Annotated in this window: 13 protein-coding genes; 4 read left to right on the forward strand and 9 right to left on the reverse strand. The window is 72.4% G+C overall.

Features of this window, described 5'->3' with window-relative positions:
* Nucleotides 1-28: 28 nt before the first annotated feature.
* The 5 genes from OG472_RS03235 to OG472_RS03255 form a co-directional block, all read right to left on the reverse strand.
* Nucleotides 29-535, reverse strand: coding sequence for a flavin reductase family protein (locus tag OG472_RS03235; protein WP_405827599.1), 507 nt, complete (start codon nucleotides 533-535; stop codon nucleotides 29-31).
* Nucleotides 536-893: 358 nt separating this feature from the next.
* Nucleotides 894-2,147 carry an ROK family protein gene (locus OG472_RS03240; RefSeq protein ID WP_405827601.1) on the reverse strand — a complete coding sequence of 418 codons (1,254 nt, stop codon included), beginning with the start codon at nucleotides 2,145-2,147 and terminating at the stop codon, nucleotides 894-896.
* A 478-nt stretch (nucleotides 2,148-2,625) separates the two neighbouring features.
* Nucleotides 2,626-3,198 (reverse strand): YceI family protein, encoded by a 573-nt coding sequence (locus OG472_RS03245; protein WP_405827602.1) that lies wholly within the window; start codon nucleotides 3,196-3,198, stop codon nucleotides 2,626-2,628.
* Between the two features lie 49 nt (nucleotides 3,199-3,247).
* Nucleotides 3,248-3,655 (reverse strand): hypothetical protein, encoded by a 408-nt coding sequence (locus tag OG472_RS03250; RefSeq protein WP_401614344.1) that lies wholly within the window; start codon nucleotides 3,653-3,655, stop codon nucleotides 3,248-3,250.
* 130 nt (nucleotides 3,656-3,785) lie between these two features.
* Entirely contained in the window at nucleotides 3,786-4,592 is an 807-nt protein-coding gene (locus OG472_RS03255) for an alpha/beta fold hydrolase (RefSeq protein WP_405827604.1), read from the reverse strand.
* 149 nt (nucleotides 4,593-4,741) lie between these two features.
* On the opposite strand from OG472_RS03255, the gene OG472_RS03260 reads away from it, so the two are divergent.
* The gene (locus tag OG472_RS03260) at nucleotides 4,742-5,149 is read left to right on the forward strand and encodes a YciI family protein (protein WP_383576147.1); all 408 of its coding nucleotides are present in this window, start codon (nucleotides 4,742-4,744) and stop codon (nucleotides 5,147-5,149) included.
* 26 nt (nucleotides 5,150-5,175) lie between these two features.
* Nucleotides 5,176-6,321, forward strand: coding sequence for an RNA polymerase sigma factor (locus OG472_RS03265; RefSeq protein WP_405834758.1), 1,146 nt, complete (start codon nucleotides 5,176-5,178; stop codon nucleotides 6,319-6,321).
* A 21-nt stretch (nucleotides 6,322-6,342) separates the two neighbouring features.
* On the opposite strand, the gene OG472_RS03270 is transcribed toward OG472_RS03265, so the two are convergent.
* The 3 genes from OG472_RS03270 to OG472_RS03280 form a co-directional block, all read right to left on the reverse strand.
* Complete coding sequence (locus OG472_RS03270) at nucleotides 6,343-8,421, reverse strand: protein kinase domain-containing protein (RefSeq protein WP_405827606.1); 2,079 nt, start codon at nucleotides 8,419-8,421, stop codon at nucleotides 6,343-6,345.
* A gap of 116 nt (nucleotides 8,422-8,537) precedes the next feature.
* Nucleotides 8,538-9,206: a response regulator gene (locus tag OG472_RS03275; RefSeq protein ID WP_405827608.1), complete on the reverse strand. Its 669-nt coding sequence runs from the start codon at nucleotides 9,204-9,206 to the stop codon at nucleotides 8,538-8,540.
* A complete protein-coding gene (locus OG472_RS03280) occupies nucleotides 9,203-10,165 on the reverse strand; it encodes a HAMP domain-containing sensor histidine kinase (protein ID WP_405827610.1) in 963 nt (320 codons plus the stop codon). The genes OG472_RS03275 and OG472_RS03280 overlap by 4 nt, the downstream gene beginning before the upstream one ends.
* A 326-nt stretch (nucleotides 10,166-10,491) precedes the next feature.
* Between OG472_RS03280 and OG472_RS03285 the strand changes: the two genes are divergently transcribed.
* Together OG472_RS03285 and OG472_RS03290 are read left to right on the forward strand one after the other, a co-directional pair.
* A complete protein-coding gene (locus OG472_RS03285) occupies nucleotides 10,492-10,962 on the forward strand; it encodes a cation:proton antiporter regulatory subunit (protein WP_383576158.1) in 471 nt (156 codons plus the stop codon).
* Between the two features lie 5 nt (nucleotides 10,963-10,967).
* Nucleotides 10,968-12,212, forward strand: a complete 1,245-nt coding sequence (locus OG472_RS03290) for a cation:proton antiporter (protein ID WP_405827612.1) — start codon at nucleotides 10,968-10,970, stop codon at nucleotides 12,210-12,212.
* 75 nt (nucleotides 12,213-12,287) lie between these two features.
* Here the strand turns inward: OG472_RS03290 and OG472_RS03295 are convergent, their stop codons facing one another.
* Nucleotides 12,288-14,720 carry a SpoIIE family protein phosphatase gene (locus OG472_RS03295; RefSeq protein WP_405827614.1) on the reverse strand — a complete coding sequence of 811 codons (2,433 nt, stop codon included), beginning with the start codon at nucleotides 14,718-14,720 and terminating at the stop codon, nucleotides 12,288-12,290.
* Nucleotides 14,721-14,799: the final 79 nt, after the last annotated feature.

The following is a 14,799-nucleotide window of genomic DNA, read 5'->3' on the forward strand; positions in this document are numbered from 1 at the left end:
ATGACGGGGATTCGCCGGTCGCCGGAGTTCACAGGGAGTGGTAGGCGCCGTTGTGGAAGAGCAGGGGCCGGCCGCCCTCTGCCTGCCAGGCCTCTGCGACGCGCGCCACGACGATGTGGGCGTCTCCCGCGGGAACGAGCTGTTCGACGGTGAGGCGCAGCCAGCCGGTGACCCCGTCGAGCACGGGCTCGCCCTGCGGCAGCCGGTGCCACCGGGTCGGCGCGGCGAACCGGTCGACACCGCTGGTCGCGAAGCGCCTGGCCAGGTCTTCCTGGGCGGAGCCGAGGAAGTTGACCACCACGGACCCGGCCCGCTCCAGGTGCGGCCACGAGGAGGAGCTGTTCGCGATGCCGAAGGAGACGAGGGGCGGTTCGAGCGACACCGAGGTCAGCGAGGTGGCGGTGAAGCCGACCGGGCCCGCCCCGGAGTCGGCCGTGACGACCACGACCCCGCCCGGGTAGGCGCGGAAGATCTGCTTGAAGCGGGCCGGCTCGACCAGGCTCGCTGCCGGATACGAGGACAAGGAAATACTCAACGTTCCCCCAGGGTGAATGGTGCCGTGCGCTGCCTTTGCGCGGCGTCCGCTGGAGTCGGCGGTACGGAAAAGGGCGCAAGGAAGCGGATCTCGGCGGAATGGGCGCGGCAGAGCAGGGACCGGCACGTTGCCGGTCGGGCTCAGGAATGCCGGGGAAAGGCGTACGCGAAAGGAGGCGCGCAGCGCGTCGTGACGGCGGTGGAAGCGCCGCCGGCTCTCATGTCAACAACAGGAGCGGTGCGCGTGCCGTCGGTTCCTCTGCGGGCTGCTCATGAATCCATCCTCCCTTTCGGGAGACAGCACGGTCAACAATGCAACTTTCTGAATTAAGTCGATTTCCTGAGGTCGCGGCCCCGGGTCAGGAGACGGCCGGCAGGGCGGGCCACGGGCCCAGCGGGTCGTCGTGGAGGGCGCCCAACGCGACGGCCGCTCCCGCGGTGGCGAGCACCGACCCGGTGAAACTGCTGGGCACGACGGACCGCCCGGCGTCGTCGCACACCACGGACCGCGCCTCCACTTCCGCCCGCAACTCGTCCATGCACGCGGGGAGTCGGCCCGTTCCCTGTTCGACCACGACCAGCACCTCGGGATCGAACATGTCCAGCAGCACCGCCGCCGCCCTGCCCGTGAGCCTGGCCCGCTGCCGGAACAGCTCTGCCGCCACGGGATCACCCGCGACGGCAAGGTCCAGCAGTTCGGCGAACCTCGCGACGGGAAGGCCCCGTTCGACGGCTCGGCGCACCATGGCCGGCTCCGAGACCTCGGACTGGAGGCAGCCGGCCGTACCGCAGGTGCACGAGGCGCCGGACGAGGCGGTGCCCACCGTCAGGTGCGCCACGTTCCCCGCTCCGAACCGCGGCCCCTGGTGCACGGCGCCCGCGGTGGCGAACGCGGCGTCGACGACGTTGCCGACGAACAGCACGACGGCACTGCCGCGGGTGGCCGCCTCGCCGATGAGCTGCTCGGCGCGCGCGAGGGCCCTCGAATGGCTGTCGAGGTGCACGGGCACACCGGTCGCCGCGGCGAGCTCGTCCCGTACGGCAACGCCCCGCCAGCCCAGTTGGGGGTGGTGCACCACGGTCCCGGCCTCGGGATCGACCCAGTGCCCGGTGGCCACGCCCAGGGCGAGGGCCGTCCGCCCCGCCCCGTGCGCGGCCAGCAGCCGAGGCAGTCCGGCGGCCACCCGGGCGAGCACCCGGCCGGGTTCGGTGCCCTCGTGGGGCCGGCGCTCTTCCGCGACGATCCGCCCGGTCAGGTCCATCAGGGAGAGCGTCGTGTGGGGAACCGCGATGTGCGCCCCGGCGACGAGGAACCGGCTGGTGTCGATCTCGACGGGAATGTAGGGGCGGCCCAGTCCCCGGGGGCCCGCCGTCTCGGGGCCTTCCCTGACCAGCCCCCGGTCCAGCAGAGCCGCGCAGTGCCCGCTGACCGCCGCGGGCGAGAGTCCGGTGAGCCGGGCGACGGTGCTGCGGGCGACGGGGCCGTGGTCGAGGACGGCCCCCAGCACCGCCCCGGTACCGGATGACCTCCGCAGCGGATTCGCGCTCGCGGACGGGATGTCGGAACGGCGCAGCGGAGTACGGCGGTTGGCTGAGGTCTTCGATCGGTCCACGGGGGCCTTCCAGGTCCTGTGCGGTGGCGCGCAACGCCGGGCGCCGGAACCGGCGCGCGACGGGCGGCCGATTCCGGGCGAGGACGTGCGCAGGAAGCTCCACGGAGGGAGCGCTGTTCACCAGAACGCGGGGACACTGCGGGAGTTCAGGCTCCGCGCCCACTGCCGGGCAGGACGAAGACGAGGGATCCGCGCGGTCGCCGTACGGTCAGGACCGCTGACACGCGGCGGAGCAGACACGCTTCAGGTCGACATGACCTCGTGTCGTCAGAAGCGCGGATCGGTACATGGCGCGCAACATAGCCGGGGCGGCGCGAGCCGGTCAAACGCCTGCCCGCACCGTGGACGGCCTTCCCCGTCCGCGCGCAACCACATGGGCGGGAATCCATGGCGAACGCCGGGTGACGAGCCCACCCGCCTCGCGGCCTGCGCGCGGCGGCCGGGGCGGCACCCCGCGCGCAGGCCGCGCCGGTCGTGCTCAGGCGGCCCTTTCACCGGGCTCGAGGACGGCCTCGACGTCGACCACGACATCGACCGTGGGGCTGACGACCACTCCGCCGCGGCCGACCACGTCGTTCCAGTTCACGCCGAAGTCATGCCGGTTGATGCGCGTCGTTGCGGTGAAACCGGCGCGCCGCCGGGGCCCGAGATCCCGTCCGTCCTCCCACCAAGGGGTGTCCCACTGCCCCAGGTAGGTGACGTCGAAGGTCACGGGGCGCGTCACGCCGCGCACCGTGAGATCTCCGGTGACCTCGAACTCGATGCCGCTCACCTGATGTACGCGCGACCCGACGAACGTCCAGGTCGGGTGATGGTCGACGTCGAAGAAGTCGGCGCTGCGGAGGTGGGCGTCGCGCTGGGGCTGCCCGGTGTACACCTGGGTGGCGTCGACCGTCGCCTCGACGCGCGCCTCCTCCGGCTTGTCGGGATCGACCTCCAGCGTGCCGTGCACGTTCTTGAGCTGCCCGCGCACGTGGGTGACCATCATGTGCCGGGCGCGGAACTCCGCCGCGGTGTGACCGGGCTCGAAGAACCACTTGGTCATGGCCATGCGCGCTCCTGGCCGACGTGCCAATGGTGCCCGTGGGGCCCGTGGTGCGTCACCCGTGTTCGCTGACGCCGTCGACGACGAGGGCGACGCCGATGCCGAGCAGCCAGACGTCCTTGGCCAGCGCGATCCCCTGCTCCGTGGGGCGCAGGCTGCCCTCCTGCCGCATCCCCGGCGTCCGCAGGTAGAGCCCGAGGGTGCCGGCGGAGAACGCGGTCACCGCGGCCCCTGCGACAGCGGCCGGGACGAACGGCACGAGCAGCGCGGCGGCGATGGCGATCTCGCCGGCGGCGAGGAGCCGGACGAACTTCTGGGCATCCTGCTCGCCCAGGAACGGGTAGGTGTGAGCGGCGAACTGGTGCAGTCCCTCAGCGGTGGCCTCGTCCGCGCCCAGCTTCGAAACGCCGGAGTTCAGGAAGAACGTGCCGGCCGTCAGCCTGAGCGGAAGCTGCCTCGCCATGGAACCCCAAGCCGAACAGGATGCCATCCGGAGCCTCCCAAGATTGACCCCCCTTACAACCCTGCCACCCCTTCGAACCGTGTCAAACGGGCGTCGGGGTCCCCCGGCTGCGGGCGCGCCTCTGACCAGGTCAGGAGCCTGTTTCGGGTCGGCTCGAGCGCCCGACGCGCACGACGCGCCCGATCCAGTCGGCGAGGAGTGCGCGCAGGAGTTCCGGTCGCTCGTGGGGCAGGGCGTGGCCCGCGTCGTCGACGACGGCGAGCGAGGCGTGCGGGTAGTGGTCGACGAGGTCGACGGCGGCGGCGTACCCGACCGTCGAGTCCAGCCGCCCGGCCACGACGGCTGTCGGGCCTGCGTAGGCCGGCGCGTCATCGGGGGTGAGCGCCCACCGTTCGCCGATCCGTTCGAGCGCCGCCTCGTCGACGAGCGCGGCGGCCGGGGCGACGTACCGCTCGTACCGTTCGAGCATCTCCGGGGTCTGGATCACGAAGTAGCTCCGGAAGACGTCGTCACCGATCTCACCCGATCCGGCGACGACACGGTGCTCCGGGACGTCCCGGAGCCTCGGCAGCAGCGGACAGACCAGCGCCAGGCCGGCGACCTGCGCCTGGCGCCTCGCGGCCATCGCCTGCGCGTAGTACGCGCCCGCCGAGTGACCGGCGAGGAGGTACGCGGACCCGCCCGTGACCTCGTCGGCGAAGCCGAGCAGCGTGTCGAGTACGTCGTCGGCGCTGCGCAGCGTCCCGGGAGCGGTGCTCCGGCCCATGCCGGGAAGGTCGGGATAGATCCGCCGCAGCCCCGCGACGCCGTCGAGAGCCGGCTCGAAGCAGGCCTCGGTCTCGCGGTGGTCCACGCCGGCGCCGTGGAGCACCAGCACGGGTCGACCGGTCCCGTGCTCCACGTAGTGGACCACCACCTGGCCCACCCGGATCTCCATGCCCGCATGCTAGCCGCGCAGGGGCGGCGCGAGGCCTCGTCGCGCCGCGGGAGAAAAAGTTTCGGGGAGGATGTCGAGAACCCGGAACCGGCTCCGTCCCTGCAGTGAACGCGACCACAATGGGTCGCACGGCACCGAGGAGAAACACCATGGCCAAGTACCTGCTGCTCAAGCACTACCGCGGCGCCCCGGCAGCGGTCAACGACGTCCCCATGGACCAGTGGACGCCGGAGGAGATCTCCGCGCACATGCAGTACATGCACGACTTCGCGGCCCGGCTCGAGGGGACCGGCGAGTTCGTCGACGGTCAGGCACTCGCCCCCGAGGGGACGTTCGTCCGGTACGACGGCGAGGGGCGCCCGCCGGTCACCGACGGCCCGTTCGCCGAGACCAAGGACCTCATCGCCGGCTGGATGGTGATCGACGTCGACAGCTACGAGCGCGCCCTCGAGCTGGCCGGGGAACTGTCGGCCGCCCCCGGGGCCGGCGGAAAGCCGATCCACGAGTGGCTGGAGCTGCGCCCGTTCCTGGCCGCGCCGCCCACCATCACGGAGTGACCTTCCAGGTGAACGACGTGAACCAGGTGAACGAGGCCCTGCTCCGGAGCCTCACGCCGAGCGTGCTCGGGATCCTCGTCCGCCGCGGAGCCGACTTCGCTGCGGCCGAGGACGCCGTACAGGACGCGCTGCTCGAGGCCGTCCGCGTCTGGCCGGACGACCTGCCGCGGGACCCGAAGGCCTGGCTGATCACGGTGGCCTGGCGCCGGTTCCTCGACGCGACCCGCTCGGACGCCGCCCGGCGCCGACGCGAGGACCTCGTCGACGAGGAGCCGGCGCCCGGGCCGGTGCCCGGGGCGGACGACACCCTCCAGCTCTACTTCCTGTGCGCCCACCCGTCGCTGACGCCGTCGTCCGCGGTCGCGCTCACGCTGCGCGCCGTCGGCGGTCTGACCACCCGCCAGATCGCCCGGGCCTACTTGGTGCCCGAGGCGACCATGGCGCAGCGCATCAGCCGGGCCAAGCGCACCGTCTCGGGCGTGCGGTTCGACCAGCCCGGCGACGTCTCCACCGTGCTGCGCGTCCTCTACCTGGTCTTCAACGAGGGCTACTCCGGCGACGTCGACCTCGCCGCCGAGGCCATCCGGCTCACCCGGCAGCTCGCGGCCGCGATCGACCACCCCGAGGTGGCGGGGCTGCTCGCCCTGATGCTGCTCCACCACGCCCGGCGCGCCGCCCGGACCGCGCCCGACGGCAGCCTGGTGCCGCTCGCCGAGCAGGACCGCGGCCGGTGGGACACCGGGCTGATCGCCGAGGGCGTCGGGATCCTTCAGGCGGCCCTCGCCCGCGACCGGCTGGGCGAGTTCCAGGCCCAGGCCGCCATCGCGGCCCTGCACGCCGACGCGCCCACCGCCGGTGAGACCGACTGGGTGCAGATCGTCGAGTGGTACGACGAGCTGGCGCGCCTGACCGACAGCCCGGTCGTGCGGCTCAACCGCGCGGTGGCCGTGGGCGAGGCCGACGGGCCGCGCGCCGGCCTGGCGGCGCTCGCGGCGCTGGACGACTCACTGCCCCGCCACACCGCGGTGGCGGCGTACCTCCACGAGCGCGACGGCGACCCGGTGACGGCCGCGCGCCTGTACGCCGAGGCGGCTCTGAAGGCCCCCAACACCGCCGAGCGCGACCACCTGACGCGGCAGGCCGCCCGGCTCAACGCCGGCCGGAGTCGCTGACGGGCTCGCGGTGCGGCAAGTTCACAGTTGGCCGGTGTCGACGTGGGGGGCGAAGTGCCGGACCGCGGCGATGAGGCGCCGTCGCTCGATGGAGCCCCGAGTGCCGCCGGCGCTCAGGTCCAGGTCGACCCGGGTCTCGGTGTGCCGTGCCAGGCCGCGTTGCGGCCGCGGGAGCGGCCGCCCGCTCCGGAGGTGCACGCGGACCATCGCGCTCCCGGGTGACGCCGGACTCAGTGCGGACACGTCGGCCCAGGGGATGAGCTGGCTCTCGACGATGAACCAGGCACCCGTGCCGAGGCTGCGCACGGTGATGCCGTCCGCGTCGAAGGCGACGCTCTGCTCGAAGAACAGCGCCTGTGCCAGCCGCACCAGGCATGCGATCGCTCCGAGCGCCGGCACGACGAGCCACAGGGCGTCCCAGCCGTCCTCCGTCTCACCGCTCTGGGTTCGGAGGTAGAACCACCATGCAAAGCCTGCTGCCGCCACCAGCCAGGCGACGGCCGCGGCCTTGCGGTGGGAGCGCGGTACGGCGAGCTGGAGGCGCTCGGGGAGGTCCCTTTCAACGGTCGGCCGCTTTTTTCGGCGCCGGGGCAGGGTGTGGGGGGCGAAGTGCCGTACGGCTTCCTCGGCCGTCTGCTTGAGGGCGTCGGGGTCGGGGCGCCGGGGCCGGGCGGGACTGCCGTCGGATCCCGTGCAGGTCACCTTCCTGGGCAGCGGCACGTCGAGTGCGGTGGCCTGCCAGGCATCGGGGTCGAGGTCGAAGGGCAGGGGCGCGCCGTCGACGAAGGTGAGGCGCAGGACCGGCAGGCGCTGGGGCCCGAAGGGGATCACGTCGACACCCGCGAGGTGCTGCCAGGCGATCCGGGCCCCCCGCCGGCCGTTCAGGGTCTGTTGGTGGACGATCAGCCCGGAGGCGTTCATCTGCAAGGCCGCCGGCTGCCAGGCGATGACGGCCGCGAACAAGGGGGCGCACAGCCAGGGGAGCAGGACGAGCACGGTCGCGGCGGTCTCGTGCGTAAGGGTCATGGCGAAGGCGGCATAGGAGCAGATGCCGGCCAGGGCGGCCCATGTCAGGGCGACCGCGGCGCGGTTGCGGCGCGGCGTGGTGAACATGGCCTCCTGTAGTCCGGCTCCGCCGGCACGGGCCTCGGGTCGCCGACGGTCGACCGCGGTCGCGGGGACCGTGACCGCAGGCGGGGCGGGGCGCGCCGGGGCGGCTTCCGCCCCGCCCTCCTGTGCGACGACGCCAGCGTCGGACGCCGCCGGCCGTCCCGCCGCCGGTGCGGACGCCACTGGTGCGGACGCCACCGGCCCGAGGGCCTCCAGCAGTCCTGCAGGCTCCGGCCGGTCGGCCGGAGCCTTGGCGAGACATGCCTCGACGAGTCGGCGCAGCGGTCCGGGCACGGCCGTGAGGTCCGGCTCGTCGTGCACGGCCCGGTACATGAGTCCCAGGTGGCCGCCCTCTCCGAACGCGCGCCCGCCCGCGGCGTGCACCAGCACGGCCCCGAGCGCGAACACGTCGCAGGCCGGCCCGATCACGCCCCCGCTGATCTGCTCGGGAGCGAGGAAGCCCGCGGTACCCACCACGACACTCGTCTGTGTCAGCCGCGTCTCGTCCAGTGCACGTGCGATGCCGAAATCCACCACGCGCGGCCCGTCACCCGACATGATGATGTTCGACGGCTTCAGGTCCCTGTGGACCAGACCGCAGGCGTGGATCGCGCCCAAGGCCTCGGCCAGGGCGGCGGCCAGCGCCCGCAGCCCGTCCTCGTCCATCGGACCGTCCTGGGCGATCGCCACATCGAGGGTTCGGCCCTGGACGAACGCCGTGACCATCCACGGCGGGTCCGCGTCGGGATCGGCGTCGACGACCTGTGCCGTGTGGAATCCGCCCACGCGGCGGGCCGCTTCGACCTCACTGCGGAATCGTGACCGGAAGGCCGTATCGGCGGCGAGATCACGCCTGGCCACCTTCACGGCAACCAAGCGCCCGCCCGGGGAACGGCCCTGGTAGACCCTGCCCATTCCGCCCTCGCCCAGACGGCCCGTCAACACGTACGGGCCCACCTCCGCCGGATCATCCGGATCCAACCCGCGCATGACGCGCGCCCCCTCCGAAGAAACAACACAGCCCTGCCCCGCCCCGCCCGACAGCCACGGGGCAGTCCACACAGTAGGGCTGTCCCCCGGGCCCGGAAAGACCGACTGATGGTCCGCTACGGCTCGATCAGGCCCACCCGGATCGCGTAGCGGGTCAGTTCCAGGCGGTCGCGCATCCCCAGCTTCTGGAGCAGGTTCGCGCGGTGGCGTTCCACCGTCTTGGCACTGATCACGAGGATGTCGGCGATCTCCTTGGAGGAGTGGCTTTCTGCGACGAGCTTGAGGATCTCCTCCTCGCGCTCGGTGATCGCCCGGGCGGGCAGCGGATCCCCGTGGCGGGCCCGGTCGAGGTAGTTGCGGATCAGGGTGGTTTCGGCGCCCGGGTAGATGAACGGCTCGTCGCGGATCGCCGCGCGGCAGGCCTCGACGAGATCTCGGTCGGCGACGGATTTGGGGACGTAGCCGGCGGCTCCGGCCTTGAGGGCCTCGAAGAAGTACTGCTCGTTGTCGTACATGGTCAGGATGAGGATCCGCAGCTCCGGCCGCAGCCGGGAGAGTTCCCGGGCGGCTTGGAGACCGGTCATGCGCGGCATCGCCACGTCCAGAACGGCCAGGTCGACGTCCTGGGTACGGGCGAGGGCGACGGCCTCCGCTCCGTCCCCCGCCTCGGCGACCACCGTCAGGTCCGGCTCGGCGTCGAGGATGAGCCTGACCCCGCGCCGTACGAGGGCGTGGTCGTCGGCGAGCAGGACGCGGATCGGCCCCGACTGGTCCGGTGCGGTCATCGGCGGCTCTCTTCGGTGCTGCGGGCGGGTGCGTCGAGACGTACGTCGGTTCCATCGTGCGGGCCGCCTCCGATGGCGAGGTCGGCGCCGATCAGCAGGGCTCGTTCGCGCATTCCCTGGATCCCGGCGCCCTCGGCGGCGAGGCGGCGCATGCCCATGCCGTTGTCCCGTACGAGCAGGCGCACCTTCCCCGCGGGCCCGTTGGAGAGACGGACCTCGACGTCGCTCGCGCCGGCGTGGCGGGCCGCGTTGGTGAGGGCTTCCTGGGCGACCCGGTAGAGGACGAGTTCGGTGGCCTCGTCCAGCTCGGGCAGCCCCGGTTCGATGAAGTGCCGCACGGTGAGCGTCCCGGTGGTGAACTCCGCCGTCAGCGCCCGCAGGGCACTGTGCAGGCCCAGTTCTTCCAGGATGCCGGGCCGCAGGCGGCGGGCGATGCGGCGGATCTCGTCCAGGCTGGTGCGGGTCGTCTCCTGGACCTGGTGCAGTTCCTCGCGCAGGGTGTCAGGGGCGCGGTCGGCGGCGTACCTGAGCTGGAGCAGGACGGCGGTGAGGGTCTGTCCGACCTCGTCGTGGAGCTCCTGCGCGATGCGGCGGCGTTCGTCCTCCTGCGCCGAGAGGGCCCGGGCGCTGCTGGTGGCACGCTCGGCCTCCAGCCTGACGAGCATCGCGTTGAACGTGGTGGTCAGTTCGGCCATCTCGCCGGGCCCCTCCACGCGGGTCCGGCTGCCGGGGCGCAGCAGATCGACCGCCATCATCGCGCGGGTCAGCCGGCCGAGCGGGGCCAGGCCGATGCGGAGCAGGGCGGCGTTGGCGACCAGCATGGCCGCCAGCCCCGCGAGCAGGACGACGGCTTCGCCGAAGAGGACGGGGGTGGAGACGGTGACGGGGCCGAGCAGCAGCAGAACGGCCGCGACGAGGACGGCGGCGTTGAGCAGAAAGATCCGCCAGTACAGCGACATGATCGTTTCTTCCTCGTTCCCTCATCGCCTCGTGGCCCCATCGCCTCGTGGCCTCATCGCCGCGTCCGGCTGGTCGGCGCGCTCCCCTCCACTATCCCTGCCGGCACTCCCCCGCACATGCTGTGACCTGCGGAGAAACGGGTGTCCCTGCTCACCCTTTCGCCTCGTCGGCGCCTTGTCCATCCGTGCCGACACCCATATGCCGCCCCTGCTGTGAGGTGGCACGATGAGCCCGCGCCGGAGCGGGATCCTGCCTCGCATCCACCCGGCTCCGCACCGCAGTCGAGCACAGAGCAAGGGGGGACAGAGCTGTGCCTGCTCCACGGATGAGCACCACACCACTGCCCGGCATCGGGGTCCAGTACGACCTCACCACCCGCGGGCACCGGCACCTGTCGGTCATCGCGCACCGGGACGGCACCCGGACCGTCAATGTCTACCGGGCTGACGACCCCGACGCCTGTGCGCAGTCCCTGCACCTGACGGGTGCGGAGACGGCCTCGCTCATCGACGCGCTCATGCCCGCGCACCACAGCCCCAACGTTCTCCACACCACCGATCTGGGTCTGGTGGCCGAGCGGATCGAGCTGTCCGGGCACTCGTACTGGAACGGGCGGGTTCTGGGCGAGACCCGGATGCGCACCGAGACCGGCGCATCGATCGTGGCCGTACTGCGCCGCGCCGAGGCCCGACCCTCCCCTGCACCCGATTTCCGCCTGGCCGGTGGGGACACCCTCATCGTGATCGGCACCCGCGAGGGTGTCGAGGCCGCCGCGGCGATACTCGGACGGGAGTGACGCCCGTGCACTCGGCTGTCTTCCTGATCGAATTCGGCGCGATCATCCTCGGCCTGGGCCTGCTCGGCCGTGTCGCCGGCCGCTTCCACTTCTCCCCCATACCGCTGTACCTCCTGGCCGGACTCGCCTTCGGCAAGGGCGGTCTCCTGCCGATGGGCGCGAGCGAGGAGTTCGTCGCGATCGGCGCCGAGATCGGCGTCATCCTCCTGCTGCTGATGCTCGGCCTGGAGTACACGGCCAGCGACCTGGTCTCCAACCTCAAGACCCAATACCCGGCCGGGCTGGTCGACTTCGCCCTCAACGCGGTGCCCGGCGCGGTTGCGGCCCTGCTGATGGGGTGGGGGCCGGTGGGCGCCGTCGTGCTGGCGGGGGTCACCTGGATCTCGTCCTCCGGCGTCATCGCCAAGGTCATGGGGGACCTGGGCCGGGTCGGCAACCGCGAAACCCCCGTCATCCTCAGCATCCTGGTCCTCGAGGACCTGGCCATGGCCGTCTACCTGCCGATCATCACCGCCCTGCTCGCCGGGGTCAGCCTCGCTGCGGGGAGCCTGACGCTGGCCATCGCGCTCGGTGTCGCGGGCGCGGTCCTGTTCGTGGCCGTCCGGTACGGGCGGCTGATCTCCCGGTTCGTCTCCAGCGACGACCCCGAGAAGCTCCTCCTCGTCGTCCTCGGTCTCACCCTGCTCGTCGCCGGGATCGCCCAGCAGCTCCAGGTCTCCGCCGCCGTCGGGGCCTTCCTCGTCGGCATCGCCCTCTCCGGCGAGGTGGCAGAGGGCACGCACACCCTGCTCAGCCCGCTCCGGGACCTGTTCGCCGCCGTGTTCTTCGTCTTCTTCGGCCTCCACACCGATCCGGCGAGCATCCCGCCGGTTCTGCTTCCCGCACTCGCGCTGGCCGTGGTCACCGCACTCACGAAGATCGCCACCGGCTACTGGGCCGCCAGGCGGGCCGGGATCGGCGTCAAGGGGCGCTGGCGTGCCGGCGGCACGCTGGTCGCGCGGGGCGAGTTCTCCATCGTCATCGCCGGCCTGGCCGTCACCTCAGGGATCGAACCGGCACTGGGCCCGCTGGCCACCGCCTACGTCCTGCTCCTCGTCGTGATCGGGCCGCTCACCGCCCGCTACACGGAACCCGTGGCCGCCCGGATCACACGGGGCCGTACGCGCCGCGCACCCGTGCTGACCGCCGTGCCCTCCCCCGCGAAGTCCCCTGAAGCGGCCCAGGACCAGGATCCGGCCGGCCGCACGTGAGCACCAGGCGGCCGGCAGGAGGACGCCCCCGCGGCGGGGGCGCAGCCGTGACGGGACGCAGCCCCCGCTTCGGCTTCAGGCGCCCTTGCGGTGCCAGGCGATCTCGGCCCACACCTGCTTGCCGCCGCTGAGCGGTACCGAGCCCCAGGCCATCGTCGTCGCGTCGACGATGAGGAGACCGCGACCGCCGGTCGACTCCCAGCTCACCCATGCCGGTTTGACGGGGCTGCGCGGCGACGCGTCGTTCACCGCGATCCGCAGCCGGTCCGCCGACAGGGTCAGGTCCATCCCCACCTCGCCCTGCGTGTGCGCGATGGCGTTGGTGACCAGCTCGGACACGACCAGGAGGGCTGCGTCGAGTTCCTCCTCCACGCCCCAGGTCCGCAGGGTGCGCGCGGTGAAGCGGCGCGCGTGCAGGACCGCGTTGGGCAGCCGCCACACCGTCCAGTGGCCCCGCTTCGGCCGGCCCCGCGTGCCGTCGTAGCGCAGCAGCAGCAGCGCCACGTCGTCGTCGCGACGGCCCACACCGAAGACCAGCTCGTCGGCGACCCCTCCGGGGTCGACCGGGTCGGCCGCGGCGAGCACATCGCACACCCGCCTCATGCCCTCCTCCAGGGGCAGTCTGGCGGACTCGACCAGGCCGTCCGTGAGGAGGACGAGCACGGTTCCGGGGAGCAGCCCCGCCTCGGTCATGGGGAATTCGGCTTCCGCCAGCACGCCCAGGGGAGGTCCGCCCTCGACCGCCAACTCCTCGGTGACCCCGTCGGGACGGCGCAGTACCGGCGGCAGATGGCCGGCCCGTACGACCCTGGCGATGCCCTCCTCCATGTCCAGGTCCACATACGTACAGGTGGCGAACAGGTCGGTCTCCATGCCGACGAGCAGACGGTTGGCCCGTGCGACCACCACATCGGGCGGGTGGCCCTCCACCGCGTAGGCCCTGACCGCCGTGCGCATCTGGCCCATGATGGTGGCGGCTCCCGCGCTGTGCCCCTGTACGTCCCCGATGACGAACGCCACATGGCCGTCTCCGAGCGGGATGACGTCGTACCAGTCGCCACCGACCTCGAGTCCCGCCGTGGCGGGCAGGTAGCGGGCGACGGCGACCCCGCCCGGCAGCTCCGGGAGCTTCCGGGGCAGCAGACTGCGCTGGAGCATGGTGGCGAGTTCGTGGCCCGCGTCCAGTGCGTGGGCGCGCACCAGAGCCTGTCCCACCAGCCCCGCGGTCGCGGTTAGCAGCGATCGTTCCTCCGGTCCGAACCGGTGCTGGGCGTCCCACCCGACCAGACACAGCCCGACGATCCTGCCTTCGGCGGGCAGGGGCAGCACCGCGAGTCCGCCGGGCCCGACGCCCAGGAGACCGGGTTCGAGATCCGCGCCCGGCGGCCAGAGGCTCATGTGCCCCCCGCGCAGCGCGCCCTCCAGGGTGGGGAGGTCGCTGAGGGACACGTCGGGCCACACGGACCGCCATTCCGAGCGCCAGGCCTCGGGCCAGGCATCGGGCTCCGGCGGGTCGAGGGCGGTGACGATGAGGCGCTCGGGTTCCAGTTCGCCGACCGCGACCCTGGAGGCGCCGAGCGGCTCGCGCAGGGCGGCGGCCGCCAGCCGGCTGACCTCTCGGATGGTCGCCGCTCCCGCCAGGGTGGCCGACAGCCGCTGCACGAGGGAGACCTCGTCGGCGCTGGGGCGCAGATAGGTGGCGTCGGCCACCACGCCGAGGACGCGCTGCGGTGTGCCCTCGGAGTCCACCTCTACGCGGCAGCGCAGCCCCAGCCAGCGCAGCTCCCCGTTCGGACGGCGGATCCGGAACGCCAGCTGCTGTCCGACGGCGGCCAGCCGGTCCGGCTCCACGACCGCCATCAGTGCGGGCATGTCGTCGGGAACGGCGCAGGCCAGCAGGGTCTCCACCTGCCCGTCGAACTGCTCGGGAGGCAGACCGAGCAGTTCCAGCACGTGGGCGTGGGCCTCCATGTGGCCGGTGCTCAGTTCCAGGATGAAGGCGCCGCCCTGGTGGGGAACCAGGGACTGGCCCAGATGTGCCTGCGGGGCTCTGCGGCCGGCGAAGCGGGCGGCGACCGATTCGAGTCCGGCGGCCACCTGATCGGCGTAGAGCTCCAGAAGGCTGCGGTCGTCGGCGCTGAAGCCGTCCCCGACCTCGCCGGCGACGATCAGGCAGCCGAGCTCCTGGTCGCCGTGTCCCAGCGGCAGCGCGCCGAGGGAGATCCTGGCCGGCGATTCGGGGTCGCCGTCCCGGATCCGGGTGGGGAAATGGTGGGGATCATCCTCGATGAACGTGGCGAGTTCCTTGGGGGTCAGCCACAGCGGGCGGCCGTCGCGGAAGGCGTTGGCGGCGGGTGAATGGCTGGCCACGGCGAGGACGGCGGGCAGTCCGTAGAGGACGTCACGGTTTCCGGTCAGCTCGGCCAGATGGAGTTCCCTTGCCTGGTCGGCGACCACATAGACAGCGGCCAGCTCTGCCCCGCAGAACGCAAAGCGACGTCTGATCACTGTCTGTATCGCCTCCTCCCGAGGAGCCCGCCGACCGCCCCCTCCCATGCTGTCGCGCCGGGGACCGTTCGGGCGAGTC

Source organism: Streptomyces sp. NBC_00207 (assembly GCF_045160965.1).
Taxonomy (GTDB): Bacteria; Actinomycetota; Actinomycetes; order Streptomycetales; family Streptomycetaceae; genus Streptomyces.

Coding starts and splice junctions, on each gene's coding strand:
- OG472_RS03280 (WP_405827610.1), bottom strand. CDS start 10,165: ATGTCGCTGTACTGGCGGATCTTTCTGCTCAACGCCGCCGTCCTCGTC.
- OG472_RS03255 (WP_405827604.1), bottom strand. CDS start 4,592: ATGGAGATCCGGGTGGGCCAGGTGGTGGTCCACTACGTGGAGCACGGG.
- OG472_RS03245 (WP_405827602.1), bottom strand. CDS start 3,198: ATGGCCATGACCAAGTGGTTCTTCGAGCCCGGTCACACCGCGGCGGAG.
- OG472_RS03270 (WP_405827606.1), bottom strand. CDS start 8,421: ATGCGCGGGTTGGATCCGGATGATCCGGCGGAGGTGGGCCCGTACGTG.
- OG472_RS03285 (WP_383576158.1), top strand. CDS start 10,492: ATGAGCACCACACCACTGCCCGGCATCGGGGTCCAGTACGACCTCACC.
- OG472_RS03260 (WP_383576147.1), top strand. CDS start 4,742: ATGGCCAAGTACCTGCTGCTCAAGCACTACCGCGGCGCCCCGGCAGCG.
- OG472_RS03275 (WP_405827608.1), bottom strand. CDS start 9,206: ATGACCGCACCGGACCAGTCGGGGCCGATCCGCGTCCTGCTCGCCGAC.
- OG472_RS03250 (WP_401614344.1), bottom strand. CDS start 3,655: ATGGCGAGGCAGCTTCCGCTCAGGCTGACGGCCGGCACGTTCTTCCTG.